The organism is Streptomyces sp. NPDC049040, assembly GCF_043197715.1.
Taxonomy (GTDB): Bacteria; Actinomycetota; Actinomycetes; order Streptomycetales; family Streptomycetaceae; genus Actinacidiphila.
Map to the genome: position 1 here is coordinate 56,609 of NZ_JBICTO010000026.1, position 19,650 is coordinate 76,258.

14 protein-coding genes are annotated in these 19,650 nt (G+C 73.4%); 11 read left to right on the forward strand and 3 right to left on the reverse strand.

The window, feature by feature from the left end:
- Positions 1-27: 27 nt before the first annotated feature.
- Positions 28-948 (forward strand): serine hydrolase, encoded by a 921-nt coding sequence (locus ACGFMP_RS34565; protein ID WP_393677663.1) that lies wholly within the window; start codon positions 28-30, stop codon positions 946-948.
- 282 nt (positions 949-1,230) lie between these two features.
- The gene (locus ACGFMP_RS34570; RefSeq protein WP_393677664.1) at positions 1,231-2,925 is read left to right on the forward strand and encodes a ricin-type beta-trefoil lectin domain protein; all 1,695 of its coding nucleotides are present in this window, start codon (positions 1,231-1,233) and stop codon (positions 2,923-2,925) included.
- 101 nt (positions 2,926-3,026) lie between these two features.
- Here ACGFMP_RS34570 and ACGFMP_RS34575 read toward each other — a convergent pair whose 3' ends face one another.
- Positions 3,027-3,749 (reverse strand): DUF4232 domain-containing protein, encoded by a 723-nt coding sequence (locus tag ACGFMP_RS34575; RefSeq protein WP_393677666.1) that lies wholly within the window; start codon positions 3,747-3,749, stop codon positions 3,027-3,029.
- A 272-nt stretch (positions 3,750-4,021) separates the two neighbouring features.
- Positions 4,022-5,335, reverse strand: coding sequence for a hypothetical protein (locus ACGFMP_RS34580; protein WP_393677668.1), 1,314 nt, complete (start codon positions 5,333-5,335; stop codon positions 4,022-4,024).
- Positions 5,336-5,693: 358 nt separating this feature from the next.
- On the opposite strand from ACGFMP_RS34580, the gene ACGFMP_RS34585 reads away from it, so the two are divergent.
- Together ACGFMP_RS34585 and ACGFMP_RS34590 are read left to right on the forward strand one after the other, a co-directional pair.
- A complete protein-coding gene (locus ACGFMP_RS34585) occupies positions 5,694-7,163 on the forward strand; it encodes a phytoene desaturase family protein (RefSeq protein ID WP_393677669.1) in 1,470 nt (489 codons plus the stop codon).
- Between the two features lie 218 nt (positions 7,164-7,381).
- Positions 7,382-8,641, forward strand: coding sequence for a glycosyltransferase (locus ACGFMP_RS34590; protein ID WP_393677670.1), 1,260 nt, complete (start codon positions 7,382-7,384; stop codon positions 8,639-8,641).
- Between the two features lie 28 nt (positions 8,642-8,669).
- On the opposite strand, the gene ACGFMP_RS34595 is transcribed toward ACGFMP_RS34590, so the two are convergent.
- Positions 8,670-9,248: a DUF1707 and FHA domain-containing protein gene (locus tag ACGFMP_RS34595; RefSeq protein WP_393677671.1), complete on the reverse strand. Its 579-nt coding sequence runs from the start codon at positions 9,246-9,248 to the stop codon at positions 8,670-8,672.
- A 509-nt stretch (positions 9,249-9,757) separates the two neighbouring features.
- Between ACGFMP_RS34595 and ACGFMP_RS34600 the strand changes: the two genes are divergently transcribed.
- The 7 genes from ACGFMP_RS34600 to ACGFMP_RS34630 all read left to right on the forward strand — a co-directional run bounded on the left by ACGFMP_RS34600 (position 9,758) and on the right by ACGFMP_RS34630 (position 19,618).
- On the forward strand, positions 9,758-9,961 hold the full coding sequence (locus ACGFMP_RS34600) for a cold-shock protein (RefSeq protein ID WP_393677672.1): 204 nt from the start codon (positions 9,758-9,760) through the stop codon (positions 9,959-9,961).
- A 217-nt stretch (positions 9,962-10,178) separates the two neighbouring features.
- Positions 10,179-11,714: a DEAD/DEAH box helicase gene (locus tag ACGFMP_RS34605; protein ID WP_393677673.1), complete on the forward strand. Its 1,536-nt coding sequence runs from the start codon at positions 10,179-10,181 to the stop codon at positions 11,712-11,714.
- A 496-nt stretch (positions 11,715-12,210) separates the two neighbouring features.
- Positions 12,211-14,427: a transketolase gene (gene tkt, locus ACGFMP_RS34610; protein ID WP_393677674.1), complete on the forward strand. Its 2,217-nt coding sequence runs from the start codon at positions 12,211-12,213 to the stop codon at positions 14,425-14,427.
- A gap of 397 nt (positions 14,428-14,824) precedes the next feature.
- Positions 14,825-16,066: a polyprenyl synthetase family protein gene (locus ACGFMP_RS34615; protein ID WP_393677675.1), complete on the forward strand. Its 1,242-nt coding sequence runs from the start codon at positions 14,825-14,827 to the stop codon at positions 16,064-16,066.
- Positions 16,063-17,598 carry a phytoene desaturase gene (locus tag ACGFMP_RS34620; RefSeq protein WP_393677676.1) on the forward strand — a complete coding sequence of 512 codons (1,536 nt, stop codon included), beginning with the start codon at positions 16,063-16,065 and terminating at the stop codon, positions 17,596-17,598. Before ACGFMP_RS34615 ends, ACGFMP_RS34620 begins: the two co-directional genes overlap by 4 nt.
- The gene (locus tag ACGFMP_RS34625) at positions 17,595-18,632 is read left to right on the forward strand and encodes a phytoene/squalene synthase family protein (RefSeq protein WP_393677677.1); all 1,038 of its coding nucleotides are present in this window, start codon (positions 17,595-17,597) and stop codon (positions 18,630-18,632) included. Before ACGFMP_RS34620 ends, ACGFMP_RS34625 begins: the two co-directional genes overlap by 4 nt.
- On the forward strand, positions 18,629-19,618 hold the full coding sequence (locus ACGFMP_RS34630; RefSeq protein WP_393677678.1) for a DUF5914 domain-containing protein: 990 nt from the start codon (positions 18,629-18,631) through the stop codon (positions 19,616-19,618). Before ACGFMP_RS34625 ends, ACGFMP_RS34630 begins: the two co-directional genes overlap by 4 nt.
- The last annotated feature ends 32 nt before the right edge of the window (positions 19,619-19,650 follow it).

The following is a 19,650-nucleotide window of genomic DNA, read 5'->3' on the forward strand; positions in this document are numbered from 1 at the left end:
CCGGCGAGCTTATGTGATCATCCAGGGGTGCGGAAAACGACCGAGGAACGCATCGCCCGACTGTTCACCGACGTCGAGGCGACGGTCCGGCTGCATGCCGTCGATGTGTGCAGCGGGCGGGAGATCTCGGTGGCCGCCGATGAACAGGTCGTCCTGGCCTCGGTGTTCAAGATCCTGCTGGTGCTGGAGTTCGCCCGGCAGGCCGCGGCGGGCCAGATCGATCCGCGTGAACGGGTGCTCCTGTCGGCGGCCGACCGCCTGGGCGGTTGGGGGACCGCCGGGTGCGCCGACGACGTGGAGATGTCGCTCCGCGACCTGGCGTACTTCACGATGTCCGTGAGCGACAACTCGGCCGCGGACGCGCTGATGCGCCGCATCGGTGTGGACACGGTGCGGCTGCTGGCCGCCGAACTCGGCCTGGACCGGACGCGTGTGGTGGGCGGGCCGCGCGAGCTGCTGCGGTCGATGTTCGAGGACGCGGGAGCGCGGGACGAGGCGGAGTTCGCGGCGTCGTACCCGGGCCTGGACCCGCAACGGATCAGAGGCTTCAGGGCGTTGGACCCGGAGCGCACCACCTCGGGTACGGCCCGCGACGTCACGCTCCTGCTGCGGCTCATCTGGCAGGACCGCGCCGGGCCGGCGGCCGCGTGCGCGTGGGTGCGGGACCTGATGGCCCGGCAGGCGTTCCGCCACCGCCTGGCATCCGGCTTTCCCGACGGGGTGCTGGTCTCGGCCAAGACCGGGACGCTGCCGGGGCGGCACATCGAGGCCGGCGTCGTGCGGTATCCGGATGGCGGGGAGTACGCGGTGGCGGTCTTCGCCGAGACGGCCGGGCTCGCTCCCGGGCAGGCGGCGGTCGACAGCGCGATCGGCCGGGCGGCACGGATCGCGGTGGACGACCTGAGATCCGCTGCCTCGGGCGCGGACCGGCCGCTCGGCCCTGCCTGATCGGCATGCCGCTCGGCGCCCCTGCCCGGGACCGGTGTGCAGGTGTGCGGGCCCTTCGGGAGAGTGAACGCCGCGGCCGTCTTGCCGGATGCCGGGCTGATCGACAAGCTGTGTACATGACATGTTCACGGCGCCTGCCCGGTGGGGCGGCCTGACGTACGTCAGCACCATGCGCCCTGCGGCATCCCGCCGCAGGCTGCGCAGCGCCACGCCACTTCACGTCCTTTCCCGGAGGTCAGACGTATGCGCTGGAAATCTGCAGGAGCACGGCGCCGCGGATGGTTGAGAGCGCTCCATCTGGTGCCCGTCGTCGCGGTGACGGTGGCCGCCACCGTCACCGCGACGCTGAACGCGGAGGCGGCGGTGCCCCCCACACCGTCGGGTTTCTCGCTCACCTGGAGCGACGACTTCAACGGCGCGTCCGGCACCGGCATCGACCAGGGCCTGTGGAAGTACGACACCGGGCCGGGCAGCAACTTCGGCACCGGTGAGATCGAGACCATGACCAGCAGCACGTCGAACGTCTACTACGACGGCCAAGGGCACCTGGTGCTCCAGGCCCAGCACTCGGGTTCCGACCCGCGCGGCGGTTGGACCTCCGGGCGCGTGGAGACCCAGGCCGCGACCTTCGGCGCCCCGGCGGGCGGAGTCGTACGCATCGAGTCCGTCCTCCAGCAGCCCAACGTCAGCACCGCCAACGGGGCGGGCTACTGGCCGGCGTTCTGGATGCTCGGTGCGCCGCTGCGCTCCGGTGTGACCTGGCCGAAGTCCGGCGAGATCGACATCATGGAGGACATCAACGGCCGCAGCTCCGACTTCAGCACCATCCACTGCGGAGTGAGCCCCGGCGGGCCCTGCAACGAGTCGACCGGCATCGGCTCGGGGGAGCGCGCCTGCCCGGGCTGCCAGACCGGCTTCCACGACTACGCGGCCGAGATCGACCGCTCCGTGTCACCTGAGCAGATCCGCTTCTACCTCGACGGGAACAACTTCTTCACCGTCAACGCCAACCAGGTGGACGCGACGACCTGGTCCGACGCGATCGACCACCCGTTCTTCATCATCTACGACCTGGCGATCGGCGGCGGATTCCCCGACGCCTTCGGCGGCGGCCCGAACGCGGCCACGGTCTCCGGCGGCAGACTCGTCATCGACTCGGTGGCCGTGTACAACAAGGGGCCCGGCTCCGGTGGCGGCGGTGGTGGCGGTTCGGTGAGCGGCCAGACGATCACCGGTCCCGGCGGCAAGTGCGTGGACGTGGCCGGCGACGACACCGGCGGCGACGGCACGGCGGTCCAGCTGTGGGACTGCCAGTCGGCGGCCAAGGACCAGCACTGGACCTGGAGCGGCCAGACCCTGCAGACCCTCGGCAAGTGCCTGGACATCGCGGGCGGCAACAGCGCAGCGGGTACCCAGCTGCAGCTCGCCACGTGCAACAGCGGCGGCTACCAGTCATGGGTGCGGCAGACCGACGGCTCGCTGCGGAACCCGGCAAGCGGCCGGTGCGTCGACTCGCCGTCGGGTGCCACCGCGAACGGCACCCGGCTGCAGATCTGGGACTGCAACGGCTCGGGCGCCCAGAAGTTCGCCATCGGCGCCCCGATCTACGGTCCTGGCGGCAAGTGCGTGGACGTGGCGGGTGACGACATCGGCGGTGACGGTACGGCGGTCCAGCTGTGGGACTGCCAGCAGGCGACCTCGCTCGACCAGAAGTGGTCCTGGAGCGGCCAGACTTTGCGCACGCTGGGCAAGTGCCTGGACATCGCCGGCGGCGTCAACGCGTCCGGTACCAAGCTCCAGCTCGCCACCTGCAACGGCGGGGGCTACCAGAACTGGGTCGCCAACGCCGACGGTTCGCTGTCCAACCCGACCACAGGCCGGTGCGTCGACTCGCCGTCGGGTGCCACCGCGAACGGCACGCGGCTGCAGATCTGGGACTGCAACGGCTCCGGCGCCCAGAAGTTCGCCCTGGCGTAGGCGTAGGCGTAGGCGCTCGCGCTCCGCGGGAGGCCCGGAACCCGGCCACGGCCGTGCGGGTTCCGGGCCTCCCGTCCTGCGAACCGGCGGGAGCCCGGCGGTCAGAGCTCGTTGATCGCGCGCATGGCCAGGCCCTCGGTGCCGGCCCAGCCGTTCACCCGCGCCGCATCGTCGTAGGAGACCGAGTGGAGGCCCTTGGGCAGGTCGAAGACGAGGGTGCCGCCGAGCTCCGTGCCCTCCCCTGCGACCAGGGTGACGGTGAAGCGGTCGGCCTGGTCGTACTCCGCCTCGCCCCCCTCGTCGTTGCCGAAGACGTAGAGGCCCGCGTACGCCTTGCCGCCGCCGTCGACGACGACGGGCTCGGTGTCCTGCCCCCCGAGGGTGTCGACGATCGGGGCGTTGTTGCCGGCCCCGAGCCGCACCTGAGGTGCCTCGTTGAGGACGCACGGCGACTTGGTGCCATTGGTGACGGTCAGCAGGAAGTGGCGGGGGGTCTGCCCGGACGGGTCCTGGAGCTCGACGGCGGTGTTGAGGTCGGTGACCTTGCAGTCCTGGTGGGCGGTGCCGTTGCCGCCGCCGGTCTCGCCGGTGTCCCCGGTCTTCCCGCCGGTCGCGCTGCCGGCGCCGGCAGCGCTCGACGGCGCGGCGCTCTTCGACGCGGTCGCCGTGGCCGACGGGGTGTCCGACGGGGCGGCGACCTTGTCGTCGTCCCCCGAGGACTGGCATGCCGTGGCCGCCAGCAAGGTGGCGGCCACGGCCGCGCCCTTGAGGGTGCCGCGCACGCCCTGACGTACCGAACCGATTCTGAACGCCTTCGAGTCCATGCTGAGTTCCTCTTCCCCCGAGACCGGACCCCAGGACCGGCCTGTGTGTTGAGCGACACAGGCGAGTCTGCGGGTCGGTCCTCGGTCGATTCACCCCGAAGCCCGCTTTGTTACTGCCCTCGCATGAAGTGGCTACCGTGGTGTGACCGTGTCCCCATCACCGTGTCATGAGGAGCAAGGCCGCCGCGGAGAGCGGCGGTCGGCCCGTTGCACGGGCGAAGGTCCGCACGCTGGATGTCCCTTGCGTCCCTTGCGTCCCTTCGTCCTTGCGTTCACCCGGACTCCGGCACGGCGAAGCGGTCGAGCCGCAGGCGCGCGGCATCGTGGACCTCAGGGGCCAGAGGGTCGTCACCCAACGAGCGCAGGCGGCCGCGGACGCGCGCTGTGTCCGGGACGACCGCGCACGCCTGCCGCTGGACGTCGGGTTCGCAGTCGTCGAGTGCTTCGACCGCGAAGCCCTCGGCGGCTTCCGGCGCGCAGCCGAGCAGCCCTTGGAGAACCGCTCCCCTGGCAGCGGAGTGGACGGTCGTCTCCCATGCGCCGACCAGCGCTCCGGTGGCCTCCGCGACGCGGAGCCGCCCGAGGCCCCTGGCCGGAGTCTCCATCGCGCACCAGTCGCCGGCGGTGGCGGCCGCGGTCAGCGCTTCCAGCAGGTGGCGGCCGTCGTCCCGGTCCCCGAACCCGGCAAGGACGCCGACGCCGAGCGCGTTCAAGGTGGTGTCGCCACTCGCCGTCCAGGCGCGTGCGCGGGGGACGGCCGCCTTCCCCAGGTGCCGCAGGGCCTGGGGCATCCCGGGCGCCCATCCCGCCGCATTGCGCAGGCCCGGGTCCTCGGCGAGGTCGAGGAGCACGGGCTCGCCGCGGCTGCCGAGTTCCACCAGCGCCTGCCGGCGTCCCGGCCCGCCGGCTTGCCTCACCCGTTCGACCAGGACCGAGGAGCCGGTATCCGTGCAGTCGTCGGGGGAGGGCCCGGGACGAGGCGGGGTGGCGCGTCCTGCCGCCTTCCCGCCGAGGTCACGGGTGCGCCTCGCCGCGTCCGCCTCGAGGACATGCCGGATGCGCGGCTGCGTCCGCGCCCATGAGGTCCACGGCTCCCAGGCCCCGACGACACCGGCGGCCAGCTCCTCGTCGCTGTGGGCGGCGACGACGTCCGCGTCGAGTCCTGCCCAGATCCCCGGCATCTCCCGCACCCCGGTCCACTCGATCGCCTCCACCGCGGAGGTCCAGTGCCGGCCCTCCGTGGCGTAGCGGCGCAGGACGGGAACGGCGTCGAAGCGCCCGGTGAGCGGAAGCAGTGCGAGTACGTGCAGTGCGAGTTCGATCTCCTCGGCATCGCCGTCGCCGCCACTGCCGAAAAGGTGGCTCTCGATGGGAGCCGGCGACAGGTCCAGCCGGTGGATCAGCCGCGCCAGGTAGGAGTCGCGCTGCTCGGTCGTCCGGTCCCACCGGTGGTCGCCGATGACGCACGCGTGGACGAGGTCGGCCGCGCCGGGGGCGGCCGATGCCCGAAGGGCACCGAGGCCCCTGCCACGCTGGAGCTGCCCGAGCAGCGTGCCCGGTTCCGCGTACGGGGAGTCGTCCCTCATGAGGGCAGCGTGCCGTGCCCGCAGGCGGGGGATCAACCCGATTTACCGCCGCTCGCGCCTGTTGCCTCCGCGGGTGAACGGGAACGCGAACGCGACGAGGAGCGGGAGCGGGAATGTCGACGCAGGCTCAGTCGTCGAGGCCGGGGCGCCGTCGGTCCTGACGTCGGACCGCTGCCGGCGAGGGGGGTGCCCGCCGTCGCGGTGAACGGAGCGCCGGCGCACCGGCGGTGACAGACTGCTGACACGCTGACGGCCCCGAGGGCCCGCGGGGGCTCCGGCCCGCACGGACCCCGGGGCCGGTGGCGAACGGGTCGGTCTGGCAGGCCCGGATCCGCCTGGTGGCAGCGGGAGGACGGTCATGACCGACGCAGTCGTGGTGGGCGCGGGACCCAACGGGCTGGCGGCCGCCGTGACTCTCGCCCGGAGCGGGGTGCGGGTGACCGTACTCGAAGCCGGGGCCGAGATCGGCGGGGGTACCCGCAGCTCGGAACTCACGCTGCCTGGGCTGCTGCACGATCACTGCTCGGCCGTGCACCCCTCCGGTGTCGGCTCCCCGTTCTTCCGCTCGCTCGCCCTGGAAGAGCACGGCCTGGAGTGGGCCTGGCCCGACGTCGACCTGGCCCATCCGCTGGACTCCGGCGAGGCGGCAGTGCTGTGGCGTTCGCTGTCCAGGACGGCCGGCGGGCTCGGCCTCGACGGACCAGCCTGGCAGCGGCTGTTCGGCCCGCTGGCCGGGTATTTCGACACCCTCGTGCCCGAGGTCATGGCGCCCGTCCCGCACCTGCCGCGGCACCCGATCCGCTACGCGCGGTTCGGCCTGCCCGCAGCCCTGCCGGCGACCGTCCTGGCCCGCCGCTGGCGCACCGACAAGGCCCGCGCGCTGTTCGCGGGCGCCGCGGCTCACCTCTTCACGCGCCTCGACCGGCCGCTGAGTTCGTCCGTCGGGATGTTCCACCTCGTCGCCGGGCACAGCGTGGGCTGGCCGGTGGCCAGGGGCGGCAGCCGGTCCGTCACCGATGCCCTGGCCGGGCTGCTCGGGAGCCTCGGCGGCACCGTCGAGACCGGAGTGCGCGTCACCTCCCTCGCCCAACTGCCGCCGCACGACGTGCTCCTGCTCGACCTGGCGCCGGGCGCGGCGGCCGATCTGCTGGGCGACCAGCTGCCCTCACGGGTGCGGCGCGCCTACCGGCGCTGGCAGCACGGGCCGGCCGTCTTCACCGTCCACCTGGCAGTGGAGGGCGGTGTCCCCTGGACCGCCGAGCACTGCCGCAGCGCCGGAACCGTGCACCTGGGCGGCACCCTCGAGGAGATCCGGCACTCCGAAGAGCAGATCGCACGCGGCGCGATGCCCGAGCGGCCCTTCGTCCTGCTCGCCCAGCAGTATCTGGCCGACCCCGGCCGGTCGCACGGCGACCTCCATCCCGTCGACGCGTACGCGCATGTGCCCCACGGCTACGACGGGGACGCCACGGAAGCCGTGCTGCGGCAGATCGAGCGGTTCGCCCCCGGGGTACGGGACCGGGTGGTCGCCGTCAGCGCCGGCTCCACCGCCGAACTGGCCCGCGGCAACCCGAACTTCGTCGGCGGGGACATCCTCACCGGGGCCAACTCCCCGCTCCAGGTGGTGCTGCGCCCGCGCCTGGCGCCCGACCCCTACCGCACGGGTGTACCCGGGGTCTTCCTCTGCTCCGCCGCCACCCCGCCGGGCGCTGGGGTGCACGGCATGTGCGGCCACCAGGCGGCACGTTCGGCCCTGCGCCACCTTGGTGCCGGTGTCGGTGCCGGTGCCGGTGCCGACGTCGGCGTCGATGCCGGAGGGGCGCCCTGACCGGCGGAGGGCCCTGCCGATGGCATCCGGTGTGCTCGCTTGCCGCCCTCGTGTCGAAGGGTGTTGGCTCGGATACACAAAGTAACGTAAGGGTTGGACAGTCAGGGGGAGTACCGGCGGCGCTCCCGGGTCCCGATCCGCTCCCGCATCGCGAGCGGCAGCGATTGCCGGCAGCGGGCACACGACCGCTCGGTTCTGGTTGGAAGGAGAACCGCTCGATGCGGATCCAAGTCATCACCGTGGGCACGACCGGCTCGGTCGCCCCGTACACCGGGCTCGCGCACCGGCTCATGGCCGAAGGCCACGAGGTCGAGCTCGTCACCCACGCCAAGTTCGCGAAGATGGTCACCTGTTGCGGCCTGGCCATGCGAGAGCTCGAAGCCGACCCCTTCGAAGCGCTCATCGGCGCACGGACGTCCCTGGACGCCGCGGGCCGGGGGTCGAACCCCTTGCGCACCCTCCGGTCCCTGGGCTCCTTCGTCCGGGCCGCGGAAGAGGGCATGGCCTCCCTGGCCGACAGCATCCTCGCCGCGGTGAACCCGAAGGCCGACCTGCTCCTGCTGTCGAGCATCGTTGCGCCCATCGGCTCGGTCATCGCGCGGTACCACGGCATCGCGAGCATGGGCGTCTTCCTGCAACCCGACGTGCCCACAGCCGAGTTCGCCCACTGCACCTTGGCCTGGCGGCCCGAAGGCCGCGCCAACATCATGCGGGCGCGAGCGGCGAACGCCCTGATGGACACCGCGTACCGCACCGCGAACCGAGGGCTGCACGCCCGCCTCGGACTCACCCTCCGCGGCGGCCACCGGCTGCGCGCCGACCGGGAGCGCAGCCAGTGGCCGATCTGGCACGGCTACAGCCCCTGGGTCGTACCGCATCCGGCCGACTGGCGACCCGGCCTGTACGAGGCGGGCTACTGGTGGCCCCACGAGTGCCCCACGTGGCAACCGCCCGCACTGGTCACGGACTTCCTGGCGGCGGGGCCGCCCCCGGTGCTCATCGGCTTCGGCAGCATGATGCCGGGCGACCCGCAGCAGCTCGGCGAGTCCGCGGCGCAGGCGCTGCGGCAGGCAGGGCTGCGCGGGATCATCCAGTCGGGCTGGGCCGGGCTCTCGGTGGTCGACGACGACGTGATCACCGTGGACTCGCTGCCGCACGGCTGGCTGATGCCGCGTACGGCCGCGGTGGTCCACCACGCGGGAGCCGGCACCACCGCGGCAGGCCTGCGGGCGGGGGTGCCCGCCGTACCGGTCCCCGTCATGACCGACCAGCCCTGGTGGGCGGCCCGCCTGCTGCAGCTCGGCGTCGCCGCCGACGCGATCCCCTACCGCGAACTGACCTCCGCACGCCTTGCCGACGCACTCATCCGGGCGACTCAGGACCCCGAGGTGGCGCGGAATGCCGCAGTAGCCGCCGACCGGCTCGCGGAGGAGGACGGAGCAGGAGCCGTGGCCCGCGCGATCGTCGCGCTCGACTGACCGGATCGCCCCGCCCCGGCCTCGCCCCTCACGGTGCGGCGAGCCGGAAGTGCATCCTGCCGAAGGTGACCCAGTCGCCGGGGCGTACGGGTGCCTGGCCGATCAGCCGCCGGCCGTTCACGAGGGTGCCGTTCAGCGAGCTCAGGTCGCGCAGGGACCAGCCGTCGACGGCGGTGGTGAGGACGGCGTGCGAGCGGGACACCGACTCGTGGGACAGCCGCAGACCGCTGCCGGGGCTACGGCCGATGACCAGTGATCGAGTGCCGGCCTGCGGGAGTGCGAGGACGGGCAGACGGCGGATCCGGTGGCGGCGGCGGATGCGGGTGGCGAGGTCGGCCGGCGCGCCCACCGCCCGCCGCAGGAACCACCGCAGGCCGCGGGGGGAAGCGGCCGAGGCGGGCGGGGCGATCTCTGCACCGGGTAGATCCTCGATCGTGGACCGCAGCTCCGTGAGATCGCGTGCGGCGAGCACCCGCTCCATGCGGATGAGGAAGGTCTCGTGCGACATCCGTCCCTCGACCGTTGCCGTACGCAGCAGTTCGAGGACGTGCTCGCGATCCGCGTCGGACGCCCGGGAGGGCGGAACCCCATCCTGATACTGAATCACGAGGGAGATTGTTCACCCGGCGGTGGGCGCTGTCCACGTCGTCAGTGGCCTCGTGCCCGGCGAATGCCCCGCCTGTGGCCCGGTTGCGGCGGCCCTGGTATCGCCCGACGCCGACGACTTGGCCCCGGTCCGCCTGGCCTGGTCGTCTCTGTTGCGGATCCGCCCGAGCCCGCGGGCAGGGCGTGATCCCTCCCGACCGGTGCCGCGGGCCCGGCGCCCACCGGGTGTGTATATCTGTGATCGCGGGGTGAGAGTTCAATGCGCCGTGCGGAGAGTGTTTTTGCCGCGACGAGCCGAGCCGAATAGCTCAGCGTACGCAGGCAGCCTGGCGTGCTATTGTCGATGTTGGTTGCAGCCTTGGTTCCCGGAATCTCGAGCGCCGTTCGCAGGCATTTTTCGCCGCTTGAAGCGCTTTGTATTCCGGATGTCCTCTCCGGGCGGGTCGTCATCGCAGCCCACCGGTATCCGCGCACCGTGCGCCCCGGCGTACTGCCCGAGGGAGATGTGACATGGCATCAGGTATCGTGACATGGTTCAATGCGGCCAGGGGTTTCGGATTCATCGAGCAGGACGGTGGCGGCGCCGACGTGTTCGCCCACTTCTCGAACATCGCCGCCCCGGGTCTCAGTGAACTCACCGAAGGCCAGAAGGTCACCTTCGACATCGCGGTCGGCCGGAAGGGCCCCACGGCCGAGAACATCGTACCCGCCTGACCCCGCACGTCCGGGAAGGACCTTCTCCCGGATCGCGCACGCATTCCGTCGAACTCGTCGGAATCATCGATTTTCACATCCGCCGGCGCATCACCCATGTCATGCGCCCGCGGGTCACGTTCTTTTTCGCACTCCATTCGGTCCGTTCTTGTGATTCTGTGCGCTGCCATTCGCCGCGGAAATTCCCTGATGCGTGCCGTGTACAGAAGGGTCATGGATGAATCCCACGCGTACGAACGGCCGTTCCAGCCGTAGCCGCAGTCGCCGTACCGGAGGTCCTGCTTTCGGCTCCGGCGCAGGTGCGGACCGTGCCGGCCGCTTCGGTACGCCGGTCTCGAACCGCGGTGGTGGGCAGGGGCGTTCCGGTGGCCCGAGCCGTTCTGCCGGTCAGGGCCGACGGTCCTCGGTGGTGCGGGGCGAGTTCGCCCTGCCGAAGACGACGACTCCCGGGTTGCCGGCCGTCGAGGCGTTCTGCGACCTCGATATGCCCGGGCAGCTGCTGTCCGCGCTGGCCGCCGAAGGTATCGGCGTCCCGTTTCCCATCCAGGGCGCGACCCTGCCGAACGCCCTCGCGGGTCGCGACGTCCTCGGTCGCGGGCGTACCGGCTCGGGCAAGACCCTCGCCTTCGGCCTGGCCCTGCTGGCACGCACCGCCGGACAGCGCGCCGAGCCCCGCCGGCCGCTGGCCCTGGTGCTCGTGCCGACGCGTGAGCTGGCACAGCAGGTGACCGACGCACTCACCCCGTACGCCCGCTCGGTGAGGCTGCGACTGGCCACCGTCGTCGGCGGAATGCCCATCGGCAGGCAGGTCAGTGCCCTGCGCGGTGGCGCGGAGGTCGTCGTCGCGACGCCGGGCCGGCTGGCGGACCTCATCGAGCGCGGCGACTGCCGGCTGGACCAGGTGGCGATCACCGTCCTGGACGAGGCCGACCAGATGGCCGACATGGGCTTCATGCCCCAGGTCACCGCTCTCCTGGACCAGGTCCGCCCGGAAGGCCAGCGGATGCTGTTCTCCGCCACCCTCGACCGCAATGTCGACCTTCTGGTCCGCCGCTACCTCGCCGACCCGGTCGTCCACTCCGTCGACCCGTCCGCAGCCGCGGTGGCCACGATGGAGCACCACGTGCTGCTGGTCGACGGCGCCGACAAGCTCCGGACGACGACGCGGATCGCGGCGCGCGACGGCCGGGTGATCATGTTCCTTGACACCAAGCGCGCCGTCGACCGGCTGACCGAGGACCTGCTGAAGAGCGGTGTCCGGGCCGCCGCCCTGCATGGTGGCAAGTCGCAGCCCCAGCGCACCGGAACCCTGGCGCAGTTCAAGTCCGGGCATGTCACCGTGCTCGTGGCGACGAATGTCGCGGCCCGCGGCATCCACGTCGACGACCTCGACCTCGTCGTCAACGTCGACCCGCCGACGGACCACAAGGACTACCTGCACCGCGGGGGCCGTACCGCGCGGGCCGGGGAGTCCGGCAGCGTCGTCACCCTGGTCACCCCCGGCCAGCGTCGCGACATGGCCAGACTGATGGCAGACGCCGGCATCCTCCCGCAGACCACCCAGGTCCGCACCGACGAGGAGGCGCTCGACCGGATCACCGGCGCCCAGTCGCCTTCCGGCATCCCGGTGACCATCGCGGCGCCGGTGGCCGAGAGGCGAAGGCGCGGTGCGCCCTCACACGTCCGCCGCAGCCGCACTTCGGGTACCCGGCACACGACCGCGCGGCGCTCCTCCTTCGACGCGGCGGCCTGAGGGTCGTCCGTAGCCCCGGCGGATCAGCGGACAGCATCGAGGGGCAGAGCAGGCCGTCACGCGCGGGCACGAGCCGGCAGAGCAGCGATGAGGGTCCGACCGGATACGCCGGTCGGACCCTCGTCGCTGTCGGCGGTTTCGCGCGCGGCACCCGGCCGGCGATGGGCCCGGAGGGATCCACGCAGAAGTCGACCGCCATCGGGATCGACGGATGACGTCGGGAAAAGCGGAGAGAAGCACGGGAGCGGACGCCGCCGGCAACAGGGCCGCCGGGCGCACGGGTACGTCGGCGCGCCAGGGCTCTCCGCCGGGCGGCGGCGCCGCACCGCCGTCATGGCGGCCCGGCGCGGACGACGCCGACGCGCCCTCGCGCCGGCGGGGAAATGTCCGGAGCCGGGCGTATCGGACAGGCAGACTCTGAGCGGACGGCAGCACAGCGGACCTCCGGATGGAGACGCGTCACGTTCGCTCATCGGCTCGACGAAGGAGCAACGGCATGGCAAGTGAACAGTCCGGCAGGGCAGCACGGCACGACAGGTCCGTCGCGGGTCCCGTGGCGGAGCAGGCCGGGTGGGACGAGGTCGACGTACGCGCGGTGGACACCGTGCGGGTGCTGGCGGCCGACGCGGTGCAGAAGGTCGGCAACGGTCACCCCGGCACCGCGATGAGCCTGGCCCCCCTGGCGTACCTGCTGTTCCAGAACGTCATGCGGCACGATCCGAACGACGACCAGTGGCTGGGGCGGGACCGATTCGTCCTCTCGTGCGGCCACTCAAGCCTGACCCTCTACATCCAGCTCTACCTGGCCGGCTACGGCCTGGAACTGACGGACCTGGAGCAGTACAGGACCTGGGGCTCAGCCACTCCCGGCCACCCGGAGCACCGGCACACCCGAGGCGTGGAGATCACCACGGGCCCGCTCGGCCAAGGCCTGGCCGCCGCGGTGGGCATGGCGATGGCGGCACGCCGCGAGCGCGGCCTGCTCGACCCCGACGCCGAACCGGGCACCAGCCCCTTCGACCACCACGTCTACGTCGTCGCCTCCGACGGCGACATGATGGAAGGCGTCACCGGCGAGGCCGCCTCACTGGCCGGCCACCAGGAGCTGGGCGGCCTGACCGTCTTCTACGACTCCAACCACATCTCGATCGAGGACGACACCGACGTCTCCTTCAGCGAGGACGTCCCGGCCCGCTACGCCGCCTACGGCTGGCACGTGCAGACCGTCGACTGGACCGTCACCGGCACCTACACAGAAGACATCGACGCCCTGCTGGCAGCGGTTCGTGCCGCCGGGGAGGAGACCGGCCGGCCTTCGCTGATCATGCTGCGCACCCTGATCGGCTGGCCCGCCCCCACCAAGCAGAACACCGGCAAAGCCCACGGCTCCGCGCTGGGCGAGGACGAGGTCGCCGCCACCAAGGAGATCCTGGGCTTCGACCCGGAACAGCACTTCACCGTGGAGGACCACGTCCTGGCGCGCACCCGCGAAGCCTCCGACCGCGGCCGGCAGGCCCACGCCGAATGGGATCGGGCCTTCGCGGCCTGGCGCACGGCCGACCCCGGGCGCGCCGGCCTGCTGGACCGGCTCAGGGCCGGGCGCCTTCCCGACGGCTGGACCGATGCCCTGCCCGCCTTCCCGGCCGATCCCGACGGCATGGCCACCCGCGCCGCGTCCGGGAAGGTCCTCAGCGCGCTGGCGCCTGTCCTGCCCGAGCTGTGGGGCGGCTCGGCCGACCTGGCGGGGAGCAACAACACCACCATGGACGGCGAGCCCTCGTTCGTACCCGCCGACCGTCAGACCAAGGACTGGAAGGGCGGTCCCTACGGGCGGACCCTGCACTTCGGCATCCGCGAGCACGCCATGGCCGCGATCCTCAACGGCATCGCGCTGCAGAGCCTGACCCGCCCGTACGGCGGCACGTTCCTGACCTTCTCCGACTACATGCGCCCGGCGGTGCGGCTCGCCGCGCTGATGCAACTGCCGGCCACCTACGTCTGGACCCACGACTCCATCGGGCTGGGCGAGGACGGCCCCACCCACCAGCCCGTCGAGCACCTTGCCGCGCTGCGCGCCATCCCGGGCCTCGACGTGGTGCGCCCCGCCGACGCCAACGAGACCACGGCGTGCTGGCGTGCCGTCATCGAACACCGGGACCGTCCCGCCGGGTTGATCCTGAGCCGCCAGAACCTGCCGGTCCTGGACCGCGACAGCGGGGAGTACGCCCCGGCGGAGGAGGCGGCCAGGGGCGGCTACGTCCTGGCCGACGCGGCGGACGGCGCCACACCCGAGGTCATCCTGATCGCGACCGGCTCCGAGGTCCACCTCGCCCTCGAGGCCCGTGCCCTGCTGACCGCGGACGGTCTGGCCGCCCGGGTGGTGTCGATGCCGTGCCGGGAGTGGTTCACCGCTCAGCCCCAGGACTACCGGGACCGGGTCCTGCCGCCCGCGGTACGCGCCCGGGTCAGCGTCGAGGCCGCAGTCGGGCAGGGCTGGCGTGACGTGGTCGGCGATGCCGGACGGATCGTCAGCCTGGAGCACTACGGCGCCTCAGCCGACTACCAGCGCCTCTACACCGAGTTCGGCATCACCCCGCAGGCGATCGTCACGGCAGCACACGACAGCGTCGGCGACACCCGCAGGGAGCCTCGCCCCGGCGGCCACCAGCAGACCTCCGCCCCCACACCGGGCGGCACCGGCGACCGCCCCTGACCGCCCACCGGGGCGGGGGGACGCCGCGGCGGGCGGCGCGGCAGGCCCGCGCGGTCCGGGGGCCGAGCAGGGGCAGGCGCACGGCCCACGCGGGGAGCACGCGGACCGCTGCCGCCTGCCCCCGAGCGCGGGGCGCGGCCCGCGAAAGCGGCCGACGGGCACGGCAACCGGATGACGTGTGGGCCGTTGCCGAGGTGGCGTACACCGAACGAGCGCCCGAGCACGTAAACACGAGGCAGGTGGATCGGCGCGACCGGCTCCGGCCGCGGTGCGCTCCGGACGGCGCCGCCGGGACGGGTACCCCGTCACGGCGGACGCTCCGGCGGGGCCGGCGACCCGCCTTACCGGTGGGCGGCGCTCGCGGGGCGGTGCCGGAGCGGCTCGGAAAGGATGCGCGGTGAGCCATGTGGCGGTGGACGGGTGCGGTCGGGCCGGCCTCGTCGCTCCCGACCACGCCGCGGTCGACGCCGATGTCGCGGCAGCCGTGGGAGGAGTCCTCGCGGGGGAGCTGGAGTGGCGTGTCGCAGCCTGCACCTCGATCGACGCCGTCTTCGGGCGTGACGTGGCCGAACGGGTGGCGAGCTTCACCCTTTCCGGCGGCAAGCGGATGCGGTCGCAGTTCTTCTGGTGGGGCCTGCGGGCCTGCGGGCCGGGCACGTCGGCCGTACCGGTCGCCGCGGGTCTGCGGCTCGCCGCCGCCCTCGAACTTCTCCAGACCTGCGCCCTGGTGCACGACGACGTGATGGACGGCGCAAGCCTGCGGCGGGGCCGGCCCTCGGTCCACAGCGACATCGACGGCCAGTACGGAAGTCCGCGCGGCAACGGCTCGGCCGAGCCCTTCGGCAGGGCGGCCGCCATCCTGGTGGGGGACCTCGCACTGGCCTGGGCCGACGACACCGTCGCAGGTACCGACCTGCCGCCCGCGGCGGGCCGGGAGGTACGCCGGATCTGGCAGGCCACGCGCACCGAGATGGTGGCCGGGCAGTACCTCGACCTGCACGCCCAGGCCACCGGTCCGGTCTCCACGGCGCAGGCGGGCCGCATCGCCTGCCTGAAGAGCGCGCTCTACTCGGTGGCGCGCCCGCTGGAACTCGGAGCGGTGCTCGGCGGTGCCGACGAGGCCACCGCGCGGGCGCTGAGCGCGGCAGCCCGGTGCGCCGGTCTCGCCTTCCAGCTGCGGGACGACCTGCTGGACGTCTTCGGCGACCCGGCAGGCACCGGCAAGTCCCCCGGCGGGGACCTGCGCCACGGCAGGCCCAACCAGCTGCTCGTCCTCGCCAGGGAGCGGGCGGAGGCGGACGGCGACGACCGCCTCCTCGGCCACCTGGACGCCGCGGCCGGCAGGCGCGGCACACCGGAGGCCGAACTGGACCGGGTGCGCGAGATCATCACCGCCAACGGCAGCCGGGCGGCGGTCGTCTCCAGGATCGAAAGGCTCGCGGAGCGGAGCGCGCGGTGCCTGGCGCGAGCCCCGGGGGTCGCGCCCGCGGCCCGCGACCGGCTGCTCGACCTCTTCCGCAGGACCGCGGGCCTGCACCCCGCCGAGCCGGCCGCGACCCGGCCCGACACCTGCCGGGACCGCGATGCCGGCCGAACGGCGGCTCCCGACCGTCCCGAGAGTGAAGGAGGCGCCCGATGAGGACCGTGAGCGGACGCGTCGACCATGTGGTGGTGGTCGGCGCGGGCCTGTCCGGCCTGGCGGCAACGCTGCACCTGCTCGGCGCCGGGCGCAGGGTGACCGTGGTGGAACGCGCCGCCGTGCCCGGCGGGCGGGCCGGACTCCTGCGGCTCGGGGGCTATCGCATCGACACCGGGCCGACGGTGCTCACCATGCCCGATCTGCTGGAGGAGGCGTTCGCCGCGGTCGGCGCGACGACGGCCGACCGGCTGGAACTCCTGCCGCTCCGGCCCGCCTACCGCGCACGGTTCGCCGACGGCAGCACCCTGGACGTACACGCCTGCGCGGAGGCGATGGAGGCGGAGGTCGGGCGGTTCGCCGGTGCGCAGGCCGCGGACGGCTACCGGCGGCTGCGGACCTGGCTGGAGAAGCTGTACGCCGCCCAGCAGCGGCGCTTCATCGACGCCAACTTCGACACACCGCTGCAACTGCTGCGGCCGGAGCTGGTCCGGCTCGCCGCGCTCGGCGGCTTCGGCCGGCTCGACGCCCGCATCTCCCGCTTCATCGGCGACGAGCGGCTGCGCCGGGTCTTCACCTTCCAGGCGCTGTACGCCGGTGTGCCGCCGGCCAGGGCACTCGCCGCCTACGCCGTGATCGCCTACATGGACACCGTGGCGGGCGTGTACTTTCCGCGCGGCGGCATGCACGCGGTGCCCAGGGCGCTGGCGGAGGCGGCACGCGACGCCGGTGCGGAGATCAGGTACGGCCACGACGTCACCGCCCTGGAACGCCGGGGGCCGCGGATCACCGCCGTCATCACCGACCAGGGGCGGATCCCCTGCGACGCGGTCGTGCTCACCCCCGACCTGCCCGAGGCCTACCGCCTGCTGGGGCACCGACCGCGGCGGCCGGTGCGGCTTCGCCACTCCCCGTCCGCCGTGGTCCTGCACGCCGGCACCGACAGGACCTGGCCGGAACTCGCCCACCACACCCTCTCCTTCGGCGCCGCGTGGCAGGACACCTTCCACGAGCTGACCCGCACCGGCCGGCTGATGAGCGACCCGTCACTGCTCGTCACCTCACCCACCGTCACCGACCCCGGCCTCGCCCCGCCGGGCAGGCACCTGCTCTACGTGCTGGCGCCCTGCCCCAACACGGACATCGGGCCCGACGCCGCGCAGTGGCGGGAGCTGGCACCGCGCTACCGCGACAGCCTGCTCGCCACCCTCGACCATCGCGGGCTCGCCGGCGTCGCCTCGGCGATCGAGGAGGAGTGCCTGGTCACCCCCGCCGACTGGACCGCACAGGGGCACGCCGCGGGCACACCCTTCTCCGCAGCCCACACCCTGGCCCAGACGGGGCCCTTCCGCCCGCGCAACCTGGTCCGGGGCACCGAGAACGCCGTCCTCGCCGGCTGCGGCACCACCCCCGGGGTCGGCGTGCCGACGGTCCTGCTGTCAGGCAAGCTGGCCGCCGCCAGGATCACCGGTGGCCGAGGTCCCGCAGCCCCGGCCCCCCGCGCGCGGCAGGCCACCGAGGGAGCACCCGTATGACCGCACGCGAACTGGACGCCGCCGGCATCACCGAGCCCGCGCTGCGCGCCGACTACCTGCACTGCCGCGGCCTCAACGCCCTGCACGGCAAGACGTACTTCCTCGCCACCCGGCTGCTCCCCGCGGCGCGGCGGCCGGCCGTGCACGCGCTGTACGGCTTCGCCCGCTGGGCCGACGACATCGTCGACCACCCCGGTGAGGGGCGGCCCGTCGCCGCGCGGGCGGCCGCGCTCGACGCGCTGGAGGCCGAACTCGTCACGGGCCTGCGCACCGGGCGCAGCCGGGAGCCGGTGGTGCGCGCCCTGGCGCACACCACCGCGACGTACGGCATCGACCACCGGCACTTCACCGACTTCATGGCGTCGATGCGCAGCGACCTGGTCGTCACCGACTACCCCAGCTACGTGGACCTGCGCAGCTACATGCACGGCTCGGCGGCGGTCATCGGCCTGCAGATGCTGCCGGTGCTCGGCACCGTGGTCCCCCGCGAGTACGCCGCGGTGCACGCGGCCGAACTCGGCGTGGCCTTCCAGCTGACCAACTTCCTGCGCGACATCGGCGAGGACCTGGACCGCGGCCGGATCTACCTGCCGGCGGACCTGCTGGCCGCCCACGGGGTGGACCGCGACCTGCTGCTGTGGAGCCGCCGCACCGGATCAGGCGACGCCCGCATCACCGCCGCGCTGGCCGCGGCGGCGGACCTCACCCGCGACGTATTCCGCCGTGCGGCGCCCGGCATCGCGATGCTCGATCCGGTCGTCCGCCCCTGCATCCGCACCGCCTTCGTCCTGTACGGCGCGATCCTCGACGCGGTCGCCGAGGACGGCTACCGCTCGGTGCACCGCAGGGCGGTGGTCTCCCGCAGGCGCCGGGCGACGGTGGCCCTGGACGGCCTGGTCCGGGTCGGCGCCGCGCGGCTGCGCGCCGGTACCGGGCCGGCGGCGGGAACCGCCTGCCCGCCGAACGGTGCCAGGCGTCCCGCGACCGTGCGGCGCGCCGGCGACAGGGAACGGCGCGAAGGGACCCGCACATGAACGGGGGCGAACGCGGCCGCTTCCCGCTGCGACTGCGCAGGCACCCCGTGCCGTGGCCCGACCAGCCGCCCACCTGGCGCGAGGCCCGCCCCGCGGTCATCGCCGGCGCCCTGCGGCAGGCGCTCGCACGGCCCGGCGGCAACTGGTTCGTCGTGGGGGACGCCCGCGATGTCACCGGCGGCCGCGCCCACGGGCGGACCGTCGGCGGCACCGAGGTGGTGCTGTGGCGGGATGCCGAGGGCGTGCTGCGGGCGGGACCCGGCGCCTGCCCGCACCTCGGCGCGCCGCTCAAGGACGGTGCAGTGCACTGCGGGACGCTGGTCTGCCACTGGCACGGCCTTTCGCTGGACGGGAAGCCCTTCGCGGGCTGGGAGCCCTTCCCCGCCTACGACGACGGGCTGCTGGCCTGGGTCCGGCTCGACCGGCTCGGCGGGGAGCAGCCGCTGGAGCGGCCCGTCCTGCCGGTGCGCCCGCGGCCGGACCGGGCTCTGGCCGCGGTCCACACCGCCTTCGGGACCTGCGAGCCGCAGGACGTCGTCGCCAATCGCCTCGACCCCTGGCACGGGGCATGGCTGCACCCGTACTCCTTCGTGGACCTCGCCGTCGAGGACGGCTCCGACGCCGGGGGATTCGCGGTCGCGGTGTCGTTCAAGGTCGCCGGACGGGTGGTGGTGCCGGTGCGGGCGCTGTTCACCGCGCCGGAGCCGCGCACCGTCGTCATGCACATCACCGAGGGCGAAGGAAGCGGCTCGGTGGTGGAGACGCACGCCACCCCGCTGGGCGTCGACCGGTCAGGACGGCCGAGGACCGCGGTGGTGGAGGCGGTGGTCGCCGCCTCCGACCGCCGCGGCTTCCGCGCCGCCCGCGCCGCCGCCCCGCTGATGCGGCCGATGATGCGCGCGGTCGCCGGACGCCTGTGGCGCGACGACCTCGCGTACGCGGAACGCCGGTGGGAGCTGCGCAGCACCGGGCGGTTCCCCGGCTGAGCGCGGCTCCCGGAGCCGGCGGCCCGGCTTCC